Annotated in this window: 16 protein-coding genes; 5 read left to right on the forward strand and 11 right to left on the reverse strand. The window is 62.3% G+C overall.

Annotated elements, in window-relative coordinates:
• Positions 1–310 precede the first annotated feature (310 nt).
• Complete coding sequence (gene narX, locus CE636_RS05355; RefSeq protein WP_017900764.1) at positions 311–2,089, forward strand: nitrate/nitrite two-component system sensor histidine kinase NarX; 1,779 nt, start codon at positions 311–313, stop codon at positions 2,087–2,089.
• A 10-nt stretch (positions 2,090–2,099) separates the two neighbouring features.
• On the forward strand, positions 2,100–2,750 hold the full coding sequence (gene narL, locus CE636_RS05360) for a two-component system response regulator NarL (RefSeq protein WP_002910198.1): 651 nt from the start codon (positions 2,100–2,102) through the stop codon (positions 2,748–2,750).
• Here narL and CE636_RS05365 read toward each other — a convergent pair.
• The 7 genes from CE636_RS05365 to nasR form a co-directional block, all read right to left on the reverse strand.
• On the reverse strand, positions 2,747–4,129 hold the full coding sequence (locus CE636_RS05365) for a YchO/YchP family invasin (protein WP_017900763.1): 1,383 nt from the start codon (positions 4,127–4,129) through the stop codon (positions 2,747–2,749). The two genes, narL and CE636_RS05365, sit on opposite strands and share 4 nt — an antisense overlap.
• 153 nt (positions 4,130–4,282) lie before the next feature.
• Complete coding sequence (locus CE636_RS05370) at positions 4,283–6,889, reverse strand: nitrate reductase (RefSeq protein WP_017900762.1); 2,607 nt, start codon at positions 6,887–6,889, stop codon at positions 4,283–4,285.
• Positions 6,889–10,956 carry a nitrite reductase large subunit NirB gene (gene nirB, locus CE636_RS05375; protein WP_077252857.1) on the reverse strand — a complete coding sequence of 1,356 codons (4,068 nt, stop codon included), beginning with the start codon at positions 10,954–10,956 and terminating at the stop codon, positions 6,889–6,891. Before nirB ends, CE636_RS05370 begins: the two co-directional genes overlap by 1 nt.
• Before the next feature lie 10 nt (positions 10,957–10,966).
• On the reverse strand, positions 10,967–11,755 hold the full coding sequence (locus tag CE636_RS05380; protein ID WP_004203195.1) for an ABC transporter ATP-binding protein: 789 nt from the start codon (positions 11,753–11,755) through the stop codon (positions 10,967–10,969).
• A 9-nt stretch (positions 11,756–11,764) separates the two neighbouring features.
• The gene (gene ntrB / locus CE636_RS05385) at positions 11,765–12,649 is read right to left on the reverse strand and encodes a nitrate ABC transporter permease (protein ID WP_017900761.1); all 885 of its coding nucleotides are present in this window, start codon (positions 12,647–12,649) and stop codon (positions 11,765–11,767) included.
• Between the two features lies 1 nt (position 12,650).
• Positions 12,651–13,907 (reverse strand): CmpA/NrtA family ABC transporter substrate-binding protein, encoded by a 1,257-nt coding sequence (locus CE636_RS05390; RefSeq protein WP_049003798.1) that lies wholly within the window; start codon positions 13,905–13,907, stop codon positions 12,651–12,653.
• Positions 13,908–14,151: 244 nt separating this feature from the next.
• Positions 14,152–15,333 (reverse strand): nitrate regulatory protein NasR, encoded by a 1,182-nt coding sequence (gene nasR / locus CE636_RS05395; protein WP_017899845.1) that lies wholly within the window; start codon positions 15,331–15,333, stop codon positions 14,152–14,154.
• A 68-nt stretch (positions 15,334–15,401) separates the two neighbouring features.
• On the opposite strand from nasR, the gene CE636_RS05400 reads away from it, so the two are divergent.
• Positions 15,402–15,755, forward strand: a complete 354-nt coding sequence (locus CE636_RS05400; RefSeq protein ID WP_002910380.1) for a DsrE/DsrF/TusD sulfur relay family protein — start codon at positions 15,402–15,404, stop codon at positions 15,753–15,755.
• Positions 15,756–15,993: 238 nt separating this feature from the next.
• Complete coding sequence (locus CE636_RS05405) at positions 15,994–16,236, forward strand: DUF1883 domain-containing protein (protein ID WP_017899846.1); 243 nt, start codon at positions 15,994–15,996, stop codon at positions 16,234–16,236.
• A gap of 56 nt (positions 16,237–16,292) precedes the next feature.
• Here the strand turns inward: CE636_RS05405 and CE636_RS05410 are convergent, their stop codons facing one another.
• A complete protein-coding gene (locus CE636_RS05410; protein ID WP_004203203.1) occupies positions 16,293–16,973 on the reverse strand; it encodes a gamma-glutamylcyclotransferase in 681 nt (226 codons plus the stop codon).
• Positions 16,974–17,109: 136 nt separating this feature from the next.
• Positions 17,110–17,340, reverse strand: coding sequence for a putative cation transport regulator ChaB (chaB, locus tag CE636_RS05415; RefSeq protein ID WP_004203206.1), 231 nt, complete (start codon positions 17,338–17,340; stop codon positions 17,110–17,112).
• 263 nt (positions 17,341–17,603) lie between these two features.
• Between chaB and chaA the strand changes: the two genes are divergently transcribed.
• The gene (gene chaA, locus CE636_RS05420) at positions 17,604–18,704 is read left to right on the forward strand and encodes a sodium-potassium/proton antiporter ChaA (RefSeq protein ID WP_004203207.1); all 1,101 of its coding nucleotides are present in this window, start codon (positions 17,604–17,606) and stop codon (positions 18,702–18,704) included.
• Positions 18,705–18,791: 87 nt separating this feature from the next.
• On the opposite strand, the gene kdsA is transcribed toward chaA, so the two are convergent.
• Positions 18,792–19,646 (reverse strand): 3-deoxy-8-phosphooctulonate synthase, encoded by an 855-nt coding sequence (kdsA, locus tag CE636_RS05425; RefSeq protein ID WP_002910393.1) that lies wholly within the window; start codon positions 19,644–19,646, stop codon positions 18,792–18,794.
• A gap of 39 nt (positions 19,647–19,685) precedes the next feature.
• Positions 19,686–20,498, reverse strand: coding sequence for an invasion regulator SirB1 (gene sirB1, locus CE636_RS05430; RefSeq protein ID WP_017899847.1), 813 nt, complete (start codon positions 20,496–20,498; stop codon positions 19,686–19,688).
• Position 20,499 lies beyond the last annotated feature (1 nt).

Consider the following 20,499-nt stretch of genomic DNA (forward strand, 5'->3'; position numbering starts at 1 on the left):
GATACCTCTGATTATTCATATTTCCTGCCGCTACCTTAGGGGTTGCCCGGGGCGGTAAGTTGATATAAATCAAAGGAAAAGCGCGGACTAATTTGTGCAAAAATAGACCATGCTCCGAAGTGAGTAGAGAATGGTGGGAAAAAAAGTGTGGTTTTTCACACGGCTGCCGGGATGCATATAACCCCTCTCCCAACGGTGCCTACCACCGACAATTAAGGAGTAACTCTTTGGGGGTATGGGTATACTCCAGGGGATAGCCGAGAATAAGCGCCACTCCCGGAGACACGACCGGTCAGGAGCCACGCATTCCATGTTAAAACGTCTTTTTACCCCGCTGACGCTGGTCAATCAACTGGCGTTGATCGTCCTGCTTGCCACCCTTACAGGCGTCGCCGGCATGGCGATCTCCGCGCGCCTGGTCAACGGCGTGCAGGGCAGCGCGCACGCCATTAACAAAGCCGGGTCATTACGCATGCAGAGCTACCGGCTGCTGGCGGCGATCCCGCTGAATGAACACGATCAAAAGCTGGTCGATGATATGACCGCCACCGTCTTCAGTCCGGAGCTGCAAAACTCCGCCCGCCGCGACGGACAGGAGCGCCAGCTGCAGGCCCTGCAGCAGTACTGGCAGCTGGCGCTGGCTCCCGGCATGCAGCGCGCGGTCAACCAGGCGGAGGTCGCCCAGGATGTCGCCGACTTTGTCGATCGTATCGACCAGCTGGTGACCGCATTCGACCATACCACCGAGCAGCGTATCGAACGGGTAGTCTGGATCCATCGCCTCCTCGCCATCGGCATGGCGCTACTGCTGATCTTCACCATCATCTGGCTACGCGCCCGACTGCTGCGGCCATGGAAACAGCTGCTGAGCATGGCGCGAGCGGTGAGCCAGCGTGATTTCACCCAGCGGGCACACATCAGCGGGCGCAACGAAATGGCGACTCTTGGCATGGCGCTAAATAACATGTCGGAAGAGCTGGCGGAAAGCTACGCCGTGCTGGAGCGCCGGGTGCAGGAGAAGACCGCCGGGCTGGAACAGAAGAACGAGATCCTCGCCTTCTTATGGCAGGCCAACCGCCGGCTGCACGCCAACGCCCCGCTCTGCGAACGCATTTCGCCGGTGCTGAACGGTCTGCAGGGTCTGACGCTGCTGCGCGATATCGAGGTGCGGGTCTACGATCTGGAAGATGAAGACAACCATCAGGAGTTTACCTGCCACTCGGATAATGAATGTGATGACATGGGCTGCTACCTCTGCCCACGCAACCTGCCGCCGCTACCGGATGGCGGCACGACGCTGAAGTGGCGGCTGTCGGATGCGCATAATCAGTACGGCATCCTGCTGGCGACGCTGCCGGTTGGCCGTCATCTCAGCCACGATCAGCAGCAGCTGGTGGATACGTTGGTTGAACAACTGACCAGCACTCTGGCGCTGGACCGCCATCAGGAGAAACAGCAGCAGCTGATCGTCATGGAAGAGCGGGCCACTATCGCTCGCGAGCTGCATGACTCCATCGCCCAGTCGCTATCCTGTATGAAGATGCAGGTCAGCTGCCTGCAGATGCAGGGCGACGCTTTGCCGGCGGAGAGCCGCCAGCTGCTGGGGCAAATTCGTAACGAGCTGAATACCTCGTGGGCCCAACTGCGGGAGCTGTTAACCACCTTCCGCCTGCAGTTGACCGAGCCGGGCCTGCGCCCGGCGCTGGAGGCCAGCTGTCAGGAGTACAGCGCCCACTTCGGCTTTACGGTGCAACTTGATTATCAGCTTCCGCCGCGCTTTGTGCCGTCGCATCAGGCCATACACCTGCTGCAGATCGCCCGCGAAGCGTTAAGCAACGCCCTGAAGCATGCCAGCGCGACGGAAGTGACCGTGACGGTGTCACAACGCGATAACCAGGTCCGTCTGGTGGTGGCGGATAATGGCCGCGGCGTGCCGGACCACGCCGAGCGGAGTAACCATTACGGTTTAATTATTATGCGGGATCGCGCGCAAAGCCTGCGCGGCGACTGTCAGGTTCGGCGCCGGGAAACCGGCGGGACCGAAGTGATCGTCACGTTTATCCCGGAAAAAACGTTTTCCATCCAATAAGGAGACCCCCATGAGTCAACAGGAACGGGCAACCATCCTTCTCATTGACGACCATCCGATGCTGCGCACCGGCGTGAAACAATTGATTAGCATGGCGCCGGACATCCAGGTGATTGGCGAAGCCAGCAATGGCGCGCAAGGTATCGAGCTGGCGGAGTCGCTGGATCCGGATCTGATCCTGCTGGACCTCAATATGCCGGGCATGAACGGCCTGGAAACGCTGGACAAACTGCGTGAGAAATCGCTGTCTGGGCGGGTGGTGGTCTTCAGCGTCTCTAACCATGAAGAGGACGTTGTTACCGCCCTCAAGCGCGGCGCCGATGGCTATCTGCTGAAAGACATGGAGCCGGAAGATCTGCTGAAAGCGCTGCAGCAGGCGGCCGCCGGAGAAATGGTATTAAGCGAAGCGTTAACCCCGGTGCTGGCCGCCAGCCTGCGCGCCAACCGCGCCACCTCCGATCGCGACATCAGCCAGTTGACCCCGCGCGAGCGCGACATTCTCAAGCTGATCGCCCAGGGGCTGCCGAACAAAATGATCGCCCGCCGGCTGGATATCACCGAAAGCACCGTCAAAGTGCACGTCAAGCACATGCTGAAGAAAATGAAGCTCAAATCCCGGGTGGAAGCCGCGGTATGGGTCCACCAGGAGCGAATTTTTTAAGGCGAGTCCGTCCAGGAGACGCCTGGCGTGGTGAACTTGACCAGCGGCTCGGTCAGCGCCAGGGCGATCTCATTGGATGAGACGCGCTGCCCCTGTTTATCCTCTACCACCACCGACAGGCGCCAGCGGTTCGCGGCGCCCGGTTCACTGTTCCACACCGGCATAATCACGCTCCAGCCATCGGGACTGCGGGCATCCACCGGCGGCGTCAGGCTGAGCGCCTGGGTGTCGCCCTGCCAGTGCAGCGACTTGATACCGTGCAGACTATGGATCTGCAGCTTCAGCTGCACCGTCTCCCCGGACTGTAGATCCCAGGGCGGCGTGGCCAGATAGACCGTCAGATTTTTGCGCTGCCGATACTCCACAACCGGCAGATTATCCCGCTCCGGGCTGTCGAAGCGGCTGCCGCGCAGCGAGTTGCTGAACGCCACCTCGTCCGCCGCCAGCTGCTGCTTGAGCGGCACACCAAAGCGGTAGTTGAGCTTCAGGCCAACGTTATTCTGACTGACGCCATTTTCCCCTTGCTTATGTTTGGCGGTTACGGTGACCAGCGGGACCGGGGTGTAATTGAGCCCGACGGAGACGGCCACCGGGTTATGGTAGCCAGTGCCGGTGTGAAACAGATCGACGCTGTCGCCGAAGTACTGTTCGACGCTGACGCTGGTGTTGATGTGCTCATAAAACGGCAGTCGCGCCTGGGCGGTAACGTCATACCCTGCGGCCATCCGCTGCTCCTGGGTTTGATTCTCCCGCAGCTGCCAGTCGCCCAGCGGATGGTAGTAGTTCGCCGACAGGCGGAGATATTCTCCCCACGCCTCGGCGCCGACGCTGCCGCGAGCCAGGCTTTCGCTCAGCACCTTGTCATAAAACGAGTTATAGCCCAGCAGCCAGCCGCCGACCCGCCAGCGCTGGCCAAGCCCAATGTTGCCCACCAGATCGTTCTCGCGCCGGGTCACCGAATACTGGTTCCACGTCAGGTAGCGATCGTTATCCTGCAATGGCACGAACCAGCTCCCTTTACTGCCGGTGAACTTCCCCTCTTTATCGACCAGCAGGTCGACATTGGCGTTGCCCCATGGCGAGAGCCAGCTCTCCAGCTGGTGGCTCACTTCATTGCCGAGTTTGTTGATGGCGAACATCTGCGCCTGTTCGCCCGCCGTCAGTCCGTTATCGCTCATGCTGGCCTCGCCGAACTTTTTAGCCACTTCGGCAAAGTGTCTGGCGTCGTCATCGACCTGCGGGGCGATCCCCAAATCGGGCAAGGAAGGTTCTTCCTGGGAAGTAAAAGTGGTGTGGCTGGCGGTCAGCGCCCAGACGGGAACGCCCGGCAGCAGCAGGAGAAAGATCAGGGATGGCAGCAAACGGTACGACACAGGCATCAACTGGTTTTGCGCGGGCTCGCAGAAAAAATTGGAAGATGGTTTTAGTTTATCGTTTTTTCCCCTCTCCCGCAGCCCTGCGGACAATTCCAGGAATATGCTGAAACCGGTTGGGCAATCTGTCGCCCAACCACAGAAGATATCGCCGCGCCGTTAGGCCCCGGCGCGGGCCGGTTGCGTCGCCAGCAGCGCGTTGAGCTCCGGCACGCAGGAGCCGCAGTTGGTCCCGCACTTCAGCCTGGCGCCCAAAGCCCCGACGCTGGCGCAGCCGCTGGCGATGGCCTCGCCGATCGCCCGCTCGCCGACCCCAAAGCAGCTGCAGACAATCCGCCCCGGCAGCGCGGCGGCGGCGTCCGGTCGGCCGCTGAGCAGCGCATGGCGCCGGGCGGCATCGGACGGCGGCGTGGCGAAGGCGGCGCTTACTCCTGCGCTATCCACCGCCGGCTCGCGCGCATCGCTCCACCAGCCCAGCATCAGCCTCCCCTGATGCCACGCCAGCAGGTTCCACACTGCGCCGCCGTCTGCTATCTGCAGCTGCCAGCCGCGCTGCTCGCACCAGACCCTGAGCCACTGGCGGGCTGACGCCTCCCCGGCCAGCGAGTAGTGCAGCACTCCTGTCGCCGCCCGCCGCCGCCAGTGCCAGGCCGCAGGAAATGGCAGCGGTTCGCGACAAAACAGTTCGCTGTGCCAGGCAGGCTGCCAGGCGGCGATGGCCACCGCCGCCTGTTTACTCTCCGGCTGGGCGGAATGCGGGTCCGTGACGGCGGCCAGCAGGTTATTCACCCGCCCCTGGCGGGCGAACTGATTGTTCCAGTGCATGGGGACAAACAGCGAGCCGGGGCGCTGGCCTTCGCTGATCGCCACTTTCGCCACCATCACCCCATGGCGCGACCAGATCCGCGCCAGCCCGCCGGCGACAAGCTGGTAGCGAACGGCGTCCTGCGGCGCCACCTCCACCACCGGCTCCGCGATATGCTGCATCAGCCGCGGCACGGCGCCGGTGCGGGTCATGGTGTGCCACTGATCGCGGATCCGCCCGCTGTTGAGGATCAGCGGATAAAAGACATCGGTTGCCGCCCGGGTCGGCTGAGGCGTCACTGGCACCATCCGCAGCCTGCCATCGCTATGCCAGCCGCGCGTGACATCCAGGTCGGCGCGGCGGCGGCTGACTGGCCAGCGGACCGGCGCCATGGCGTCCCACGCCTCGCGGCTGAGATCCGCCAGCGCGCCGATATCAAACGCCCGCTGGCCGTCGTTTTCGAAACCGGACAGCGCCGCATGCTCGCGGAAAACGTCATGCGGATGCTGCCAGGCAAACGCCTCGCGATATCCCAGCGCCTGCCCCACTCTGGCGATGATCCACCAGTCCGCTTTCGCCTCCCCCGGCGGCGGCAGAAAGCTGCGCTGACGGGAGATGCGCCGCTCCGAGTTGGTGACCGTGCCATTTTTCTCGCCCCAGGCCAGCGCCGGAAAACGGATGTGGGCGAAATGTTCGGTATCCGTCTCAGCGGCGACATCCGAGACGATCACCAGCGGACAGCCGGCCAGCGCCTGGCTCACCGCGTGGCTGTCGGGGAGGGATACCACCGGATTGGTGCCCATGATCCAGACCGCTTTCACCTCGCCGCGGCCGATGGCGGCAAACAGCTCCACGGCGGTCAACCCCGGAGTCTGCGCCAGCCGCTCGGTTCCCCAAAAGCGGGCCAGCCGCTGCAGATCGGCCGGCACAAAATCCATGTGCGCCGCCAGCATCGTCGCCAGCCCGCCAACTTCGCGCCCGCCCATGGCGTTGGGTTGACCGGTCAGCGAAAAGGGGCCGCAGCCGCGGCGGCCATACTTTCCGCTAGCCAGATGGACGTTGATGATGGCATTACATTTGTCGCTGCCGCTGGCTGACTGGTTAATTCCCATGGTGTAGAGGGTGATGGCCCGCGGGGCGGCGATAAAATCGCGATAGAAACCCGCCACCTCATCGGCAGCCAGGCCGCAAAAATCAGCTACTTTCGCCACGTCCCAGCCACTCGCTTCGGCCAGCGCCTGCGCGCCATCGCGAAAACCGTCGACGCAGGCTCCAGCCTGCGCCAGGGCGTTAAGCAACCCCACGAACAGCCCGCCGTCGCTTCCCGGGGCCAGCGCCAGATGGCGATCGGCGATCTCGCAGGTGGCGGTGCGTCGGGGATCGATCGCCACGATCTGCAACCGGGGATTGTCCCGCTTCGCCTGCGCCAGACGCTGGTACAGCACCGGATGCGCCCAGGCAGCGTTTGAGCCGACCAGCACCACCAGATCGCTGTTTTCCACATCCTCATAGCTACAGGGCACCACGTCGGCGCCAAAGGCCCGCTTGTAGCCGGTCACCGCCGACGACATGCATAGCCGCGAATTGGTGTCGATGTTCGCCGCGCCGATAAACCCCTTCATCAGCTTGTTGGCGGCATAGTAATCCTCGGTTAACAGCTGGCCGGAGGCGTAGAAGGCCACCGCCTGCGGGCCGTGCTGGTCGATAACCTGTTGCAGGCGAGAAGCGGTCTCCGCCAGCGCCTGAGGCCAGGTCACCTTCTGGCCGTCCACCTCCGGCGCCAATAGCCGCCCCGCCAGGCCCGTGGTCTCCCCGAGGGCAGCCCCTTTGACGCACAGACGGCCGAGGTTGGCCGGGTGCTGGTCGTCGCCGCGCACGCTCACCCGCCCCGCGTCATCTACGCTCGCCAGCACCCCACAGCCTACGCCGCAGTAGGGACAGGTCGTTCGGATGGTCTTCATCAGGAGGCCTCCGCTCGCGCCAGCAGCTGCTGGCTGCCCACCCACACTTTGCCGTTTTCCACTTTCACCGGCCAGGCGCGCACCGCCTGTTCACCGCCGTCGCACGGCCAGCCGTCGCGCAGGCGAATCCGCTGTTTGTACAGCGGGGAGATCACCACCGGTTCCCCGCTGACGTCCCCTAACAGCCCCCGCGACAGCACGTTGGCCGCGCTGCCCGGCTCGCGGTTGTCCAGGGCATACACCCGATCGCCGAAGCGGAACAGGGCGATCTGCCGCTCGCCTAACCGGGCACCGATCCCCGCCTGCGCCGGAATGGCGTCAAGGTCGCAAATCGCCTGCCACGGCCGGGATGGGAGTTCGCCTTCGGGCAACACTTCAGCAGGCAACGGCTGCGGCTGACCGCGCAGATCGTGGCGCTGCACCGCCTCGTCGGGCTGGTCGCTGTTAACGAAGGAGCGGAACAGCGCCAGACGCTGCGGATCGTTGAGGGTGGTCTGCCACTCGCACTGGTAGCTGTCGACGATGCGGGCCATCTCCTGCTCCAGCTCCTCGCCAATGCCGAGGCTATCCTCCAGCACCACCTGCCGCAGGTAGGCGACGCCGCCCTCCAGGTTGTCCATCCAGGTGCTGGTGCGCTGCAGGCGGTCGGCGGTACGGATATAGAACATCAGCAGACGATCGATGCTGCGGATCAGCGTCGCTTCGTCGAGATCGCTGGCAAACAGGTCGGCGTGACGCGGTTTCATTCCGCCGTTGCCGCAGACGTAGAGATTCCAGCCTTTGTCGGTGGCAATCACTCCGATATCTTTGCCCTGGGCTTCGGCGCACTCGCGGGTGCAGCCAGAGACCGCCATCTTGATCTTGTGCGGGGCGCGTAGCCCTTTATAGCGATGCTCAAGCCGCACCGCGAGCCCGGTGGAGTCCTGCACGCCGTAGCGACACCAGGTTGCGCCGACGCAGGACTTCACCGTGCGCAGCGACTTGCCATAGGCGTGGCCGGTTTCAAACCCGGCGTCGGCCAGCTCGCGCCAGATAGCCGGCAGCTGTTCCAGCCGCGCGCCAAACAGGTCGATGCGCTGGCCGCCGGTCACTTTGCTGTAGAGCTGATAACGTTTGGCGATCTGCCCGATGGCGATCAGCCCGTCCGGCGTCACTTCCCCCGCCGCCATCCGCGGCACCACCGAATAGGTTCCGTCCTTCTGAATGTTGGCGAAATAGCGATCGTTGGTATCCTGCAGCGGCAGGTGCGCCGGCTTCAGCAGGTATTCGTTCCAGCAGGAGGCCAGCACCGAGGCCACCAGCGGTTTACAAACCTCGCAGCCATGCCCCTGGCCGTAGCGGCTAATCAGCTGCTCGAAGGTATGGATATGGTTGACCCGCACCAGGTGGTAGATCTCCTGGCGCGACCACGGGAAATGCTCGCAGACGTCTTTTTTCACTTCGACGCCCTGCGCCGCCAGCTGGTACTCCATCACCTGTTTCACCAGCGCGCTGCAGCCGCCGCAGCCGGTGGCCGCTCTGGTGCAGCTTTTTATCGCCGCCATATCCCCCGCGCCATTGTTCACCGCCTGGCAGATATCGCCTTTGCTGACGCTATGGCAGGAGCAGATCGGCGCGCTGTCGGGCAGCGCCGCCACCCCCAGCGCCTTCGGCGCGGCCCCCTCCAGCGCCGGCAGGATCAGGCTCTCCGGACGCGGCGGCAGCGCCATGCCGTTCAGCATCATCTGCAGCAGCGTGGCATAGTCGCTGGCGTCCCCCACCAGCACGCCGCCAAGCAGGGCTTTGCCGTCCTGACTGACGACGATTTTTTTGTAAACCTGCTGCGGACCGTCGGTCCATTGATAGCTCTGGCAGCCCGGCGTGCGCCCCTGCGCATCGCCAAACGAGGCCACGTCAACCCCCAGCAGCTTCAGTTTGGTGCTCATGTCGGCGCCGCTAAAGCAGGCGTCCTCTTCTGCGAGGGTGGCTGCGGCGATCCGCGCCATCTGATAGCCCGGCGCCACCAGGCCGTAAATTTTATTATCCCACAGGGCGCATTCGCCTATCGCCAGCACGTCCGGGTCAGAGGTGCGGCACTGGCCATCAATGCCAATCCCCCCGCGCTCGCCGACCTGCAGCGCGCAGCCGCGGGCCAGCGCGTCCTGCGGGCGGATCCCTGCCGAGAAGACCACCATGTCGGTCAACAGCGTGTCACCGTCGGCAAAGTTCAGCCGCAGGCCGTCGGCCTCGCTCACGATGGCGGTGGTGGCTTTGCTGGTATGCACCCCCACGCCGAGGGCGACGATCTTCTCCCGCAGCATCGCCGCCCCGCCGTTATCCAGCTGGACGGCCATCAGGTTCGGGGCAAACTCCACCACGTGCGTCTCCAGCCCCAGCTGTTTCAGGGCGTTGGCGGCCTCCAGCCCGAGCAGGCCGCCACCGATCACCACCCCGCGCTTCGCCGCGGCGGCATGGGCGGCGATGCGGTCCAGATCGTCAAGGGTGCGATAGACAAAGCACCCGTCGAGATCGCTACCAGGGACAGGCGGAACAAAGGGATAGGAGCCGGTCGCCAGCACCAGTTTATCCCAGTGGGTTTCATGTCCCTCGGCGTCCCGCACCAGCCGCGCGTCGCGGTCGATCGTCGCCACCGCCTTGCCGAGGCGGAGTTCGATGCCGTGCCGGTGAAAGAAATCATCGGCCACCAGCGACAGCGATTCGGCGCTGCGTCCGGCGAAATATTCGGAGAGGTGCACCCGGTCGTAGGCGGCGTAACGCTCTTCGCCAAACACCACGATACGATATTGCTCATGCAGGTTGCGGCTCACGCATTGTTCGAGAAAATGGTGGCCGACCATGCCATGTCCCACCAGCACTAATACAGGTTTCGTCATCGTCATTATTCCTGCAGCCTGCGGCTGCGTTGAAGAAGGATCAAAAAGCCAGTCCGCGGTGGCGGGCTCGTCGCTTTCCAGGCGCGCGGTGAGCGCGGCGGCGGCAGTGCAATCGCCCATCAGCAGCACGCCGCGCAGGCGGCCGTCGCGCAGCAGCAGGCGACGATAGTGGCGGTCGATGGGGTCCCAGCTGGTAAAAATGTCATCCTGTTCGCCGGCCTGCTGCTCGCCAGCGCTAAAGAGTTCAATGCCGGTGACCTTCAGCCGGGTGCCGGCGTCCTGCCAGACAAAGCCCGCGCCGGGGACGCCGCACAGGCGATCCGCCAGCACTTCGGCCTGGCGCAGGCAGGGAGCCACCAGCCCCCAGGTCTGGCCGTCAATTTCGCAACATTCGCCAATGGCGCTGATCCCCGGCAGCGAGGCGGCCATCTGGCGGTCAACCACGATCCCCCGCTGGCACAGCACACCGGACTGCGCCGCCAGACGGCTGTTGGGCTGCACGCCGGTCGCCAGCACCACTCTGTTGGCGCGGAATACCCGCCCATCCGCCAGCCGCACGCCGTCGGCGTCGATGGCGGCGATCCGGCACTCCAGCACACAGCGAATGCCGCGCGCTTCAAGCTGCTGCCTGAGCTCATCGGCGGCAAAAGCGTCGGTCAGCGGCGTCATTAATCCGCCGCCGCGATGCAGGAGAGTGACCTCCCCGCCGTGGCGACGCAGCGCCGCCGCCGCTTCCACCCCCAGCACCCCACCGCCAATCACCACCGCCGGGCCGGGTATCGCCAGAATACGTTCCACGTCCGCCAGGGTGCGGAAGGGCATAACCTGCGGACGATCAATGCCCGGCAGCGGCGGGATAAAGGGCCGCGAACCGGTGGCGAACACCAGCTCATCCCACGGCAGCCAGGTCTCCGCGATGCGCAGCCGCCGTTGCACAACATCGACTTCATCCACCGCCTCGCCAGACCGCAGGCACACCCCGTGCCGGGTGTACCACTCCGCCGGCAGCAACGGGAGCTGCGCCGCTGTTTTTTCGCCAGCCAGCAGCGGCGAGAGCTGGATGCGGTTATAGGCCGGGTGCGGCTCGTCGCCGACGACGGTAATGGCAAACCGCGCAGGGTCGCGCTCAACCAGCCGCTGCACCAGACGGGTGGCCGCCATGCCGTTACCGATCACCACCAGTCGCCGCGTCATGACCGCCTCCTTACGCCGCTTTCGGCTGTTTTTCATACAGGAAATGGAGGATCTGCTGGCGCAGATGGTGATACCGGCTGTCGTCCGCCAGCTGAACGCGGTGGCGCGGACGCGGCAGATCGACCGCGAGGATCTCGCCGACCGTCGCTGCCGGGCCGTTGGTCATCATCAGCACCCGGTCGGAGAGCAGCACCGCTTCATCAACGTCGTGGGTGATCATGACGATGGTGGTATTGAGCTCCTGCTGAATCTGCATCACCGTGTCCTGGAGGTGGGCGCGAGTCAGCGCGTCCAGAGCGCCGAAGGGCTCATCAAGCAGCAGCACTTTCGGCTTCATCGCCAGCGCCCGGGCGATACCCACCCGCTGCTTCATGCCGCCGGAGATCTCCCCGGGCCGTTTATGCAGCGCATGACCCATCTGCACGCGCGCGAGATTGTGTTCAATCCACTCCCGACGCTCATGCTTGCTCATGGTGCGACGGAACACCTGATCCACCGCCAGCGCCACATTGTCGAAACAGCTCAGCCACGGCAGCAGTGAGTGGTTCTGGAAAACCACCGCCCGCTCCGGCCCGGGACCGGCAATTTCCCGGTTATCACACAGTAGTCCGCCCTCGGTAGGGGTGGTGATCCCGGCGATCAGGTTTAGCAGAGTCGATTTTCCGCAACCCGAGTGGCCGATCAGGCTAATGGTCTCCCCTTCGACGATATCGAAGGAGACATTCTGCAGCGCCAGAAACTCGCCGCTGGCGGTGTTGAAGCGCTGGCTGACGGCCTGCACCTGAATTAATGGTTTCATGTTGGCTCCTTATTTTTCCTGCCAGCTAAAGCGGCGGGCGAGCAGCATCAGACCCTGCTCCAGCAGCAGGCCGACGACGCCGATAATGACGATGGCGATGATGATGTTTTCCACATTGAGGTTGTTCCACTCGTTCCAGATCCAGAAGCCGATCCCCAGCCCGCCGGTAAGCATTTCCGCCGCCACGATCACCAGCCAGGCGATGCCGATGGAGAGGCGCACGCCGGTAAGCACCGCCGGCAGCACCGCCGGAAAGAGAATTTTGCGCATCACCGTCCACTCCGAGAGCTGGAGGACGCGGGCGACGTTGAGATAGTCCTGCGGGATCCGCCGCACGCCTTCCGCGGTGTTGATCACCATCGGCCAGATGGAGCAGATAAAAATGGTCCAGCTGGAAGCAGGCTCCGCCTTCTGGAACAGCAGCAGGCCAATCGGCAGCCAGGCCAGCGGGCTGACCGGGCGCAGCAGAGCAATCAGCGGATTAAACATGCGGGCGAAGAACAGCGAACGGCCGATCAAAAACCCCAGCGGAATGCCCGCCAGCGCCGCCAGGCCGAAGCCCACCGCCACGCGCTGCAGGGAAGCCAGCACGTTCCAGCCGATGCCCATGTCATTCGGCCCGTCCTGATAGAACGGATCGGCAAACAGGGTCAGCGCCGAGTCCAGCGTGCTCAGCGGCGTGGGAAAGCCTTTGCTGTGCATCGCCGCCAGCTGCCAGGCCAGCAGCAGCACCCCCAGCCCCAGCAGCGGGGGCAGCAGGCGCTGGATGAGCTCACGCAGCCAGCGCGTGACGGTTGGCGTGGTGCGCCGGACCTGCACCGGCGGCAGGAGAATCACTTCGCCAGGCGCGTTCTCCACGCTGACGGCCGGTTGCTTACGTTGTGCCTGCTTCATCTCATGCCCCCTTACGTTGAATAGCGAAATGGCGGGCGTAGCCTTCCGGGTCGGACCCGTTCCAGACCGTACCGTCCATCAGTGTGCTGCTGCGCATCGTGGCTGCCGGCGCGCTGATCCCCCCTACCGCCTGGGCGGCAGCCTGCCAGACGTCGATGCGATTAATGCGCGACGCCACCGCGAGATAATCCGGAGCCTGTTTCAGCAGCCCCCAGCGACGAAACTGGGTGAGGAACCACATCCCGTCCGACAGCCAGGGGAAGCTCACCTCGCCCTCGGCGTAAAAGCGCATCGGATGGGGATCCTGCCAGCGGCGGCCGAGGCCGTTGTCATACTCCCCAAGCATCCGGCCGGTGAGGTACTGCTCTTTGGTATTGAGCCAGCCGCGCCTGGCGAGCAGGCGGGCCGTCTCCCGGGTGTTCTCCGCCGAGGCGGCGATCCAGCGCTGCGCCTCCATCAGGGCCGCCACCAGCGCGCGGGCGGTGTTCGGCTGGCGTTCCACCCAGTCGCGACGGGCGCCCAGCACCTTTTCCGGATGCTCGGGCCAGATATCCTGGGAAGTGGCCGCGGTGAAGCCGATACGGTCGTTTATGGCGCGGGCGTTCCACGGCTCGCCGACGCAAAAGCCGCTCATATTGCCGATGCGCATGTTCATCACCATCTGCGGCGGCGGCACCACGACGGTGCGCACATCGTTAAAGGGATCGATGCCGGCGCTCGCCAGCCAGTAGTAGAGCCACATAGCATGGGTGCCGGTGGGAAAGGTATGGGCGAAGGTGTAGCTGCCCGGCGCGCTGCGGTCGATCAGCCGCTTCAGACCGCCGAGGTCGGTCACCCCTTTCTCCTGCAGTTCGCTGGAGAGGGTGATGGCCTGACCATTGCGGTTGAGGGTCATCAGATTGGCCATCGCCTGCGGCTTGCTGGCGATCCCCAGTTCAAGTCCGTACAGCAGGCCATAGAGAATATGCGCCGCGTCCAGTTCACCGGCCACCAGTTTGTCGCGCACCGCCGCCCAGCTGGCCTCCTTACTCGGCGCCAGGCTAATGCCATATTTTTTGTCAAACCCCTTCGCCGCAGCGATGGCCAGCGGCGCGCAGTCGGTCAGCGGAATAAACCCGACCCGCACGGTGGTCTGCTCCGGTCTGTCCGAGCCGCCGGCCCATGCGGCCTGCATCACGCCCGGCAGCAGCATCGCGCCGCCCAGCGCGGCCCCTGCCTGCAGCAAGCGCCGCCGTGAAATTGAAAATTTATCGCTCATATCCGCTCCACACGCGCAAAAAAAAAGCGCCCGACAGTGCATATGCACTGCAGGACGCCTTTATCCACGGACACCCGAACCGCCATTGGTTCGTCGCCCGGACTTTTATTCACTCACTATAATTAATGCAAAGGGGATGCCAGCTTTGGCAATGGCGCACGGGCGGGCTTTTCCTTTCGCCCGGGTCGGTTTGTCAGGCAAAAGTGCACCGCCGACAGGCAGCAAATGCCCATCGGTTGTGCATCTACTCCTTTGGAGTTACTGGCCAGATCGCCTTCACCATCAGCAGCGCGCGGGCTATCTCAACCATCCGCTGATTCTTGTCCATGGCCATCTTGCGCAGCGTCTGCCAGGCCTGCTCCTCCGGCATCCCCTGGTGTGTCATCAGCAGGCTTTTCGCTTTTTCGATCAGCTTGCGTTCCTCGAGTGCGTCTTTCAGCGAAGCCAGCTGACTGGAGAGCTGCTGCAGCTCATAGGCCTGCTGGCGCACCAGCGGCAGCAGCTGTTTATCCAGCCGCGGCGTCACGCTGTCGCTCTCCTCCCCGGCCAGCCAGCCAGGCGCGTCGTCTTCTAACAGCGCGTCGGTGGCGTCCAGCAGATCGTCGATCAGTTGCTCTTCCACTTCGCGCAGCTGCTCAAGCCGCTGGGTCTGCAGGCCGAACCAGCGCAGCGCCGTTTCCCCACCGTCTGCCGCCGGCTGGCGGGTGCAGGCGATCCGCCGCAGCTGCTCTATGTCCAGACCGGCCTGACACTGGGTAGTAAACAGCTGGACGGTCGCCGGGCTGCCCAGCGCCAGGAAGCTGTCGAAGCAGGGCTGCTGACCGTCAATACGGTCCACCAGCTGCTGGCGCAGGCTGTCGCTGAACTCGCCGCGGGTAAAGCCCAATGCTCCCAGCGCGCGCTCCTGACCCACCAGCTCTTTTCCCTGCATAAAGCTGTACAGGGCGACCATACGCCCGGCTACCGGCGGGTCGTCAATACTGTCATTGAGCTGCGGGACGATATTCAGCAGATGGCGGATAATACGGCTGAACTGCTCCGTCGCGGCTTCAGCGGCTACCTGCCGGCGGCTGACCTGCTCACGCAGCGCCGGGAGCTGCGCCAGATCGCCTACCGCCCGGGCGATGCGCCAGCACAGCGCGCTGCCGGCGACCGCGCGTGCCCGTTCGAGGGCGGCATAGAACAAGGCCAGCCGCTCATCAACCAGCGCCCCACCCGCCCGACACTCCGCCGCGTACAGCTGGCCGCCCGAGCAAAGAAAAATATTCGACGCCCCGCGCTCGCACTGCAGCATATGCACCAGCGCGCTGAGCTGACTTGCCAGCTCGCCCAGCCGGGCTAGTTGCTGAAGCTGTTGTTTTTGCAGGCGGCGCGCCAGCTGCAGCCAGGCCGTCGCCTCGTCCGCGTGACCAGTCGTATTATTCATACCCCTCCTCCGGGTTAACGCTTTATACTGCGGTAAAGCAATAACCGTGCCTTTAAGAAGGAGTTTGTATGCAACGTATTGTGATTATCGCCAACGGCGCCGCCTACGGCAGTGAATCCCTGTTCAACAGCCTGCGCCTGGCCATTGCCCTGCGCGAACAGCAGTCCGACCTCGATCTCAAGCTGTTTCTGATGTCCGACGCGGTCACCGCCGGGCTGCGCGGGCAGAAGCCGGCGGAAGGGTATAATGTGCAGCAGATGCTGGAGATCCTCACCGCCCAGCAGGTTCCCGTGAAGCTGTGCAAAACCTGCGCGGACGGCCGCGGGGTCAGCGCACTGCCGTTGGTTGACGGGGTGGAGGTTGGCACTCTCGTTGAGCTGGCCCAGTGGACCCTGGCGGCAGATAAAGTGCTGACCTTCTGAATCTGGGGTGCCGAACGGCAGGAAATATCAGGTTTCGCCACCTGAAGAGGCGAAAAAAACGTTAGCTGAATGCTTTCAGGAACAACGTCATTTTTGTTTAATCTTTATCCCTTTTTTTGATCAAAATCAGCATCCCGACCCGCGCCGTTTGGTGTGATGCACAGAGCAAAGTGTGAACAATATCACGCGAGGACTGGGTGGGCAGGATGCTGTAGCAGGACAGAAACGGGGTACAAAAATGGCGATGGTAAAAGCAAGTTTGACGTTGTTTGGCGGTGACACGCTGGTGGTGCGGTGCTCAGAGCGCTGCCATATTCATCTGATGAGCACGAAGGTCCCTGGCGACAGCCATGCGGATATTCTGAGCGTGCAGGATCGGGACAGCGCCTATCTGACGGTGCCCTACAGCGGCACCTGGAACGTGCTTATCGACAGTCACAGCCAGTCACTGGAGCACTCCATCAGCTACGTGCCAGCCTGACCGTCACTGACAGAACACCCGCCCGGCCATGCCGGGCGTTTTTCTTTTCCGCGCGCTCAGGCCAGGCCTGGCGTCGGGCTCTCGCCCAACAGCGCGCGGACGCTGGCCACCAGATCATCAAGACTGGCGTCGTGCATCCCGAGCTTACTTAACGCCTGTTCCAGCGAAAACAGGTACTGGGCGTTGGTCCCGAGCGGCCCGCTGGCCCGGGCGATCAGCGGAGCGATGACCTGGGCGCTGGTATCCGGCTCAAACAGCGGATGACGCGGATCCATAATAAACACCAAAGCATTTACCGTTCGCCCGTCGTCCAGCTCCAGCTTGCACCAGGTGGGCAGATAGCAGCCGGTGATCATCTCCCGTTTCCACAGCAGAGTCAGCTCTTCTTCCAGCGTGTCGTCCGGCAGACGATAAGCGACGCCGGTAGTCCGGCCGCCCTCTTTCAGAGCCAGCATGCGTCCCGGCTGGCAGGCGCTCCCGCGCCCGGCGGTCAACCGCAGGCAAAACGCGCGGTGCCAGCCCGGCAGCGTGCCGGTGCAGGACTCGCGATAATTGAGCGCCGGGTTCCAGATAAGCGAACCGTAGCCAAAGATCCATACTGAGCCATCATCCGGGCGGCAGGCCAGCGTCGCCGCCAGCGAGGCTGCGCGTTGTTCTGCCGACCAGAGTAGCGATTCCTCAATAGCGCCAAACGCTGTCTTACAATCCGCATTCATCAAGAAATCACGAGTTAACACTGTTTACTACCTCCGCCACTGCCCGCTTCCCGGCGTTCGTCTCATGCATCCGTCAATATTGCTGAAATATTATCCAGCTTTATCTTTCAATAAGCAATCAGCGGGGCGCTGGCAAGCGTAAAAGCGGCGTCAGCAATTATTTTTTCTTATGCCACTTATCATCATCGCCTTTCTCGTAGCTGTTCTTCACCGCCGCCCAGGCGACTTTGTGTGCCGTCTCTTCGCGGCTGGCGTCATCGCGCCGGTCGTCTTTATCCTTATATTGATCCCAGGCGCTGTTAAACGCTTCTTTATAAATTTCCTGCGCATGGGCAGGCAGAACATGCTTAACGCTGTCGGGTAGCTCTTGTTTACTGTGATAGGGCATTATGGCCTCCTGTTTGAGCATAAAGTTTAAGTCTGGAACGCAGGCGGCAGGCTATCAAGCCCATGATGAGTTAAAAATGAATTTTAGTAATTATCTGAATATTAATAATAAAAATAGAGTAATCGCAAATTATAATAAACTAATCAAGATATCTCTCGACACCCGTAAATTTAAGTAAAAATCCAGCGGCAATTTAGCAAAATCTGTTACTTTATCGCCCTGCGTTTTTATAATTATAACACCTGCATAAATGGAGATGGTTCATGACCCATGCACATGAGGCGGTAAAAACCCGCCATAAGGAGTCCTCCCTCGTCTTTCCGGTGCTAGCGCTGGCGGTGCTGTTTTTCTGGGGCAGCAGCCAGTCACTGCCAGTGGTTATCGCGATTAACATCCTCGCGCTGGTCGGTATTTTAAGCAGCGCCTTCAGCGTGGTCCGCCACGCCGACGTTCTCGCCCACCGCCTGGGCGAACCCTATGGCTCCCTGATCCTGAGCCTGTCGGTGGTTATCCTTGAGGTCAGTCTGATCTCGGCGTTAATGGCCACCGGCGACGCCGCGCCGACCCTGATGCGTGACACGCTCTACTCCATCATTATGATCGTCACCGGCGGTCTGGTCGGTTTTTCCCTGCTGCTGGGCGGGCGTAAATTCGCCACCCAATATATGAATCTGTTCGGCATTAAGCAGTATCTTATCGCCCTGTTTCCGCTGGCGATTATCGTGCTGGTGTTTCCCATGGCGCTGCCGGGCGCGAACTTTAGCACCGGGCAATCGCTGCTGGTGGCGGTGATTTCGGCGGCCATGTACGGTGTTTTCCTGCTTATTCAGACCAAAACCCATCAGAGTCTGTTTGTTTATGAGCATGAAGACGACGGCGACGATGACGACCCGCACCACGGTAAACCCTCCGCCCACAGCAGCGGGTGGCATACCGCCTGGCTGCTGGTGCACCTGGTGGCGGTTATCGCCGTCACGAAAATGAACGCCAACCCGCTGGAAACGCTGTTGACCAGCATGAACGCCCCGGTGGCCTTTACCGGCTTCCTGGTAGCCCTGCTGATCCTGTCGCCGGAAGGCCTTGGCGCGCTCAAAGCGGTGCTCAACAATCAGGTACAGCGGGCGATGAACCTGTTCTTCGGCTCCGTGCTGGCCACCATCTCACTGACGGTCCCGGTAGTCACCCTCATCGCCTTCCTGACCGGCAATGAGCTGCGCTTTGGCCTTGGCGCGCCGGAGATGGTGGTGATGGTCGCCTCGCTGGTGCTGTGCCATATCTCCTTCTCCACCGGACGCACCAATGTGCTGAACGGCGCGGCCCATCTGGCGCTTTTCGCCGCCTACCTGATGACCATTTTCGCCTGACCTCGCTTCCCCGCCCGGCGGAGTCCGGGCGAAAAAAAAGCCTGCCGGTTTTGACGCCGGCAGGCTTTTTAACTGATGAGGTCAGGCTTACTTGCTGGTATCCAGCTCGTCGAAGCTTTTCACCAGATCGTCAATCGCTTTCATCTGCTTGAGGAACGGCTCCAGTTTATCCAGCGGCAGCGCGGACGGGCCGTCGCATTTCGCGTGGTCCGGATCCGGATGCGCTTCGATAAACAGACCGGCGATACCTACCGCCATACCGGCGCGGGCCAGCTCGCTCACCTGCGCACGGCGACCGCCGGAGGCAGCGCCAAACGGGTCGCGGCACTGCAGCGCGTGGGTGACGTCGAAGATAACCGGTGAATTGTTGGAGGCTTTCTTCATCACGCCGAAGCCAAGCATATCCACGACCAGGTTGTCGTAACCGAAGTTAGCGCCGCGGTCGCAGAGGATCACTTTGTCGTTACCACCCTCGATGAACTTATCGACGATGTTGCCCATCTGGCCCGGGCTGACGAACTGCGGTTTCTTGACGTTGATCACCGCCCCGGTTTTGGCCATCGCTTCCACCAGGTCCGTCTGGCGCGCGAGGAAGGCGGGAAGCTGGATCACGTCCACGACGTCAGCCACCGGCTGCGCCTGGCTGGCTTCATGAACGTCGGTGATGATTTTCACGCCAAAGGTCTGCTTCAGCTCTTGGAAAATCTTCATCCCTTCTTCCAGACCCGGCCCACGATAGGAGTGGATGGAGGAACGGTTGGCTTTATCAAAGGAGGCTTTGAAGACGTAGGGGATGCCGAGCTTCTGCGTAACGGTGACGTAATGTTCGCAGATACGCATCGCCAGGTCGCGTGACTCCAGCACGTTCATCCCGCCGAACAGCACGAACGGCAGGTCGTTCGCTACGTTGATATCACCAATGCTAACCACTTTTTGTTTCATAAGTTCGCCTTATCAGGGTGTAACCGGAATGGTTCCAGACTAATGCAATGTAATTTGTTTGTGCGAAATCGTGTTGATTTGTGCGCGGATCATCTCGCTAATCGGATCCTCCGGACATTGCTCGACAAAATAGCTCAGGTCCAGCAGCGCCACGTGATCGCAATCCAGCTGGGCATATATCAGCCCGCGGTCGCGGATCTCATACGGGTCTTCCGGGTTAAACTGCAGCAGCGCTTCGCTGGCGCGCAGGGCCAGCTCCATCTGCCGCTCTTCCATCAGCGCCGACTTCAGGGTGTCCAGCAGCTTGCGGATCACCTCGGCGTTATCCGCTTCGTCGAGATCTTCATTAAACAGTTCCGCCACCGGCCCGATGTTGCCCTTCAGCCATACCTCCAGAGTATGTTCGTCGAGGGTTTCGCCATTGAACGGATTAATCAGCCACATCTCTTCGCTGGTTTCCGGGTCCGCGCGCAGCAGCATCTGGGTCGGGAAGATCACCGGCACCACCGGCAGCCCCAGACGCTGGGCGATCCACAGCAGGATCGCGCCTAACGACACCGCGCTCCCCTGACGGTTGACCAGCACTTTATCCAGCCAAAGCGCGTCGGAAAGACGATAAACGCCCTGCGAGGCGCCAAAGCCCCACTCCTCGTAAAACAGCGCCAGCAGGCGTTCTATCTGGCGTTCCTGGTCCCACGAAGGCGCAATCTCCTCCTGCGCGAGGCGCAGCAGCCGCTGCAGCTCTTCCTCGACAAAACGCGTCGGAAAATCGTCGCGAACCTGTTCAGAAATGAGGACCATGCCATCACACAATGGCGCTTTGTTAAATTCGAAATCCGCTAATGACCCCATG

This window comes from Klebsiella sp. LY (assembly GCF_004010915.1).
Classification (GTDB): domain Bacteria; phylum Pseudomonadota; class Gammaproteobacteria; order Enterobacterales; family Enterobacteriaceae; genus Klebsiella; species Klebsiella quasipneumoniae.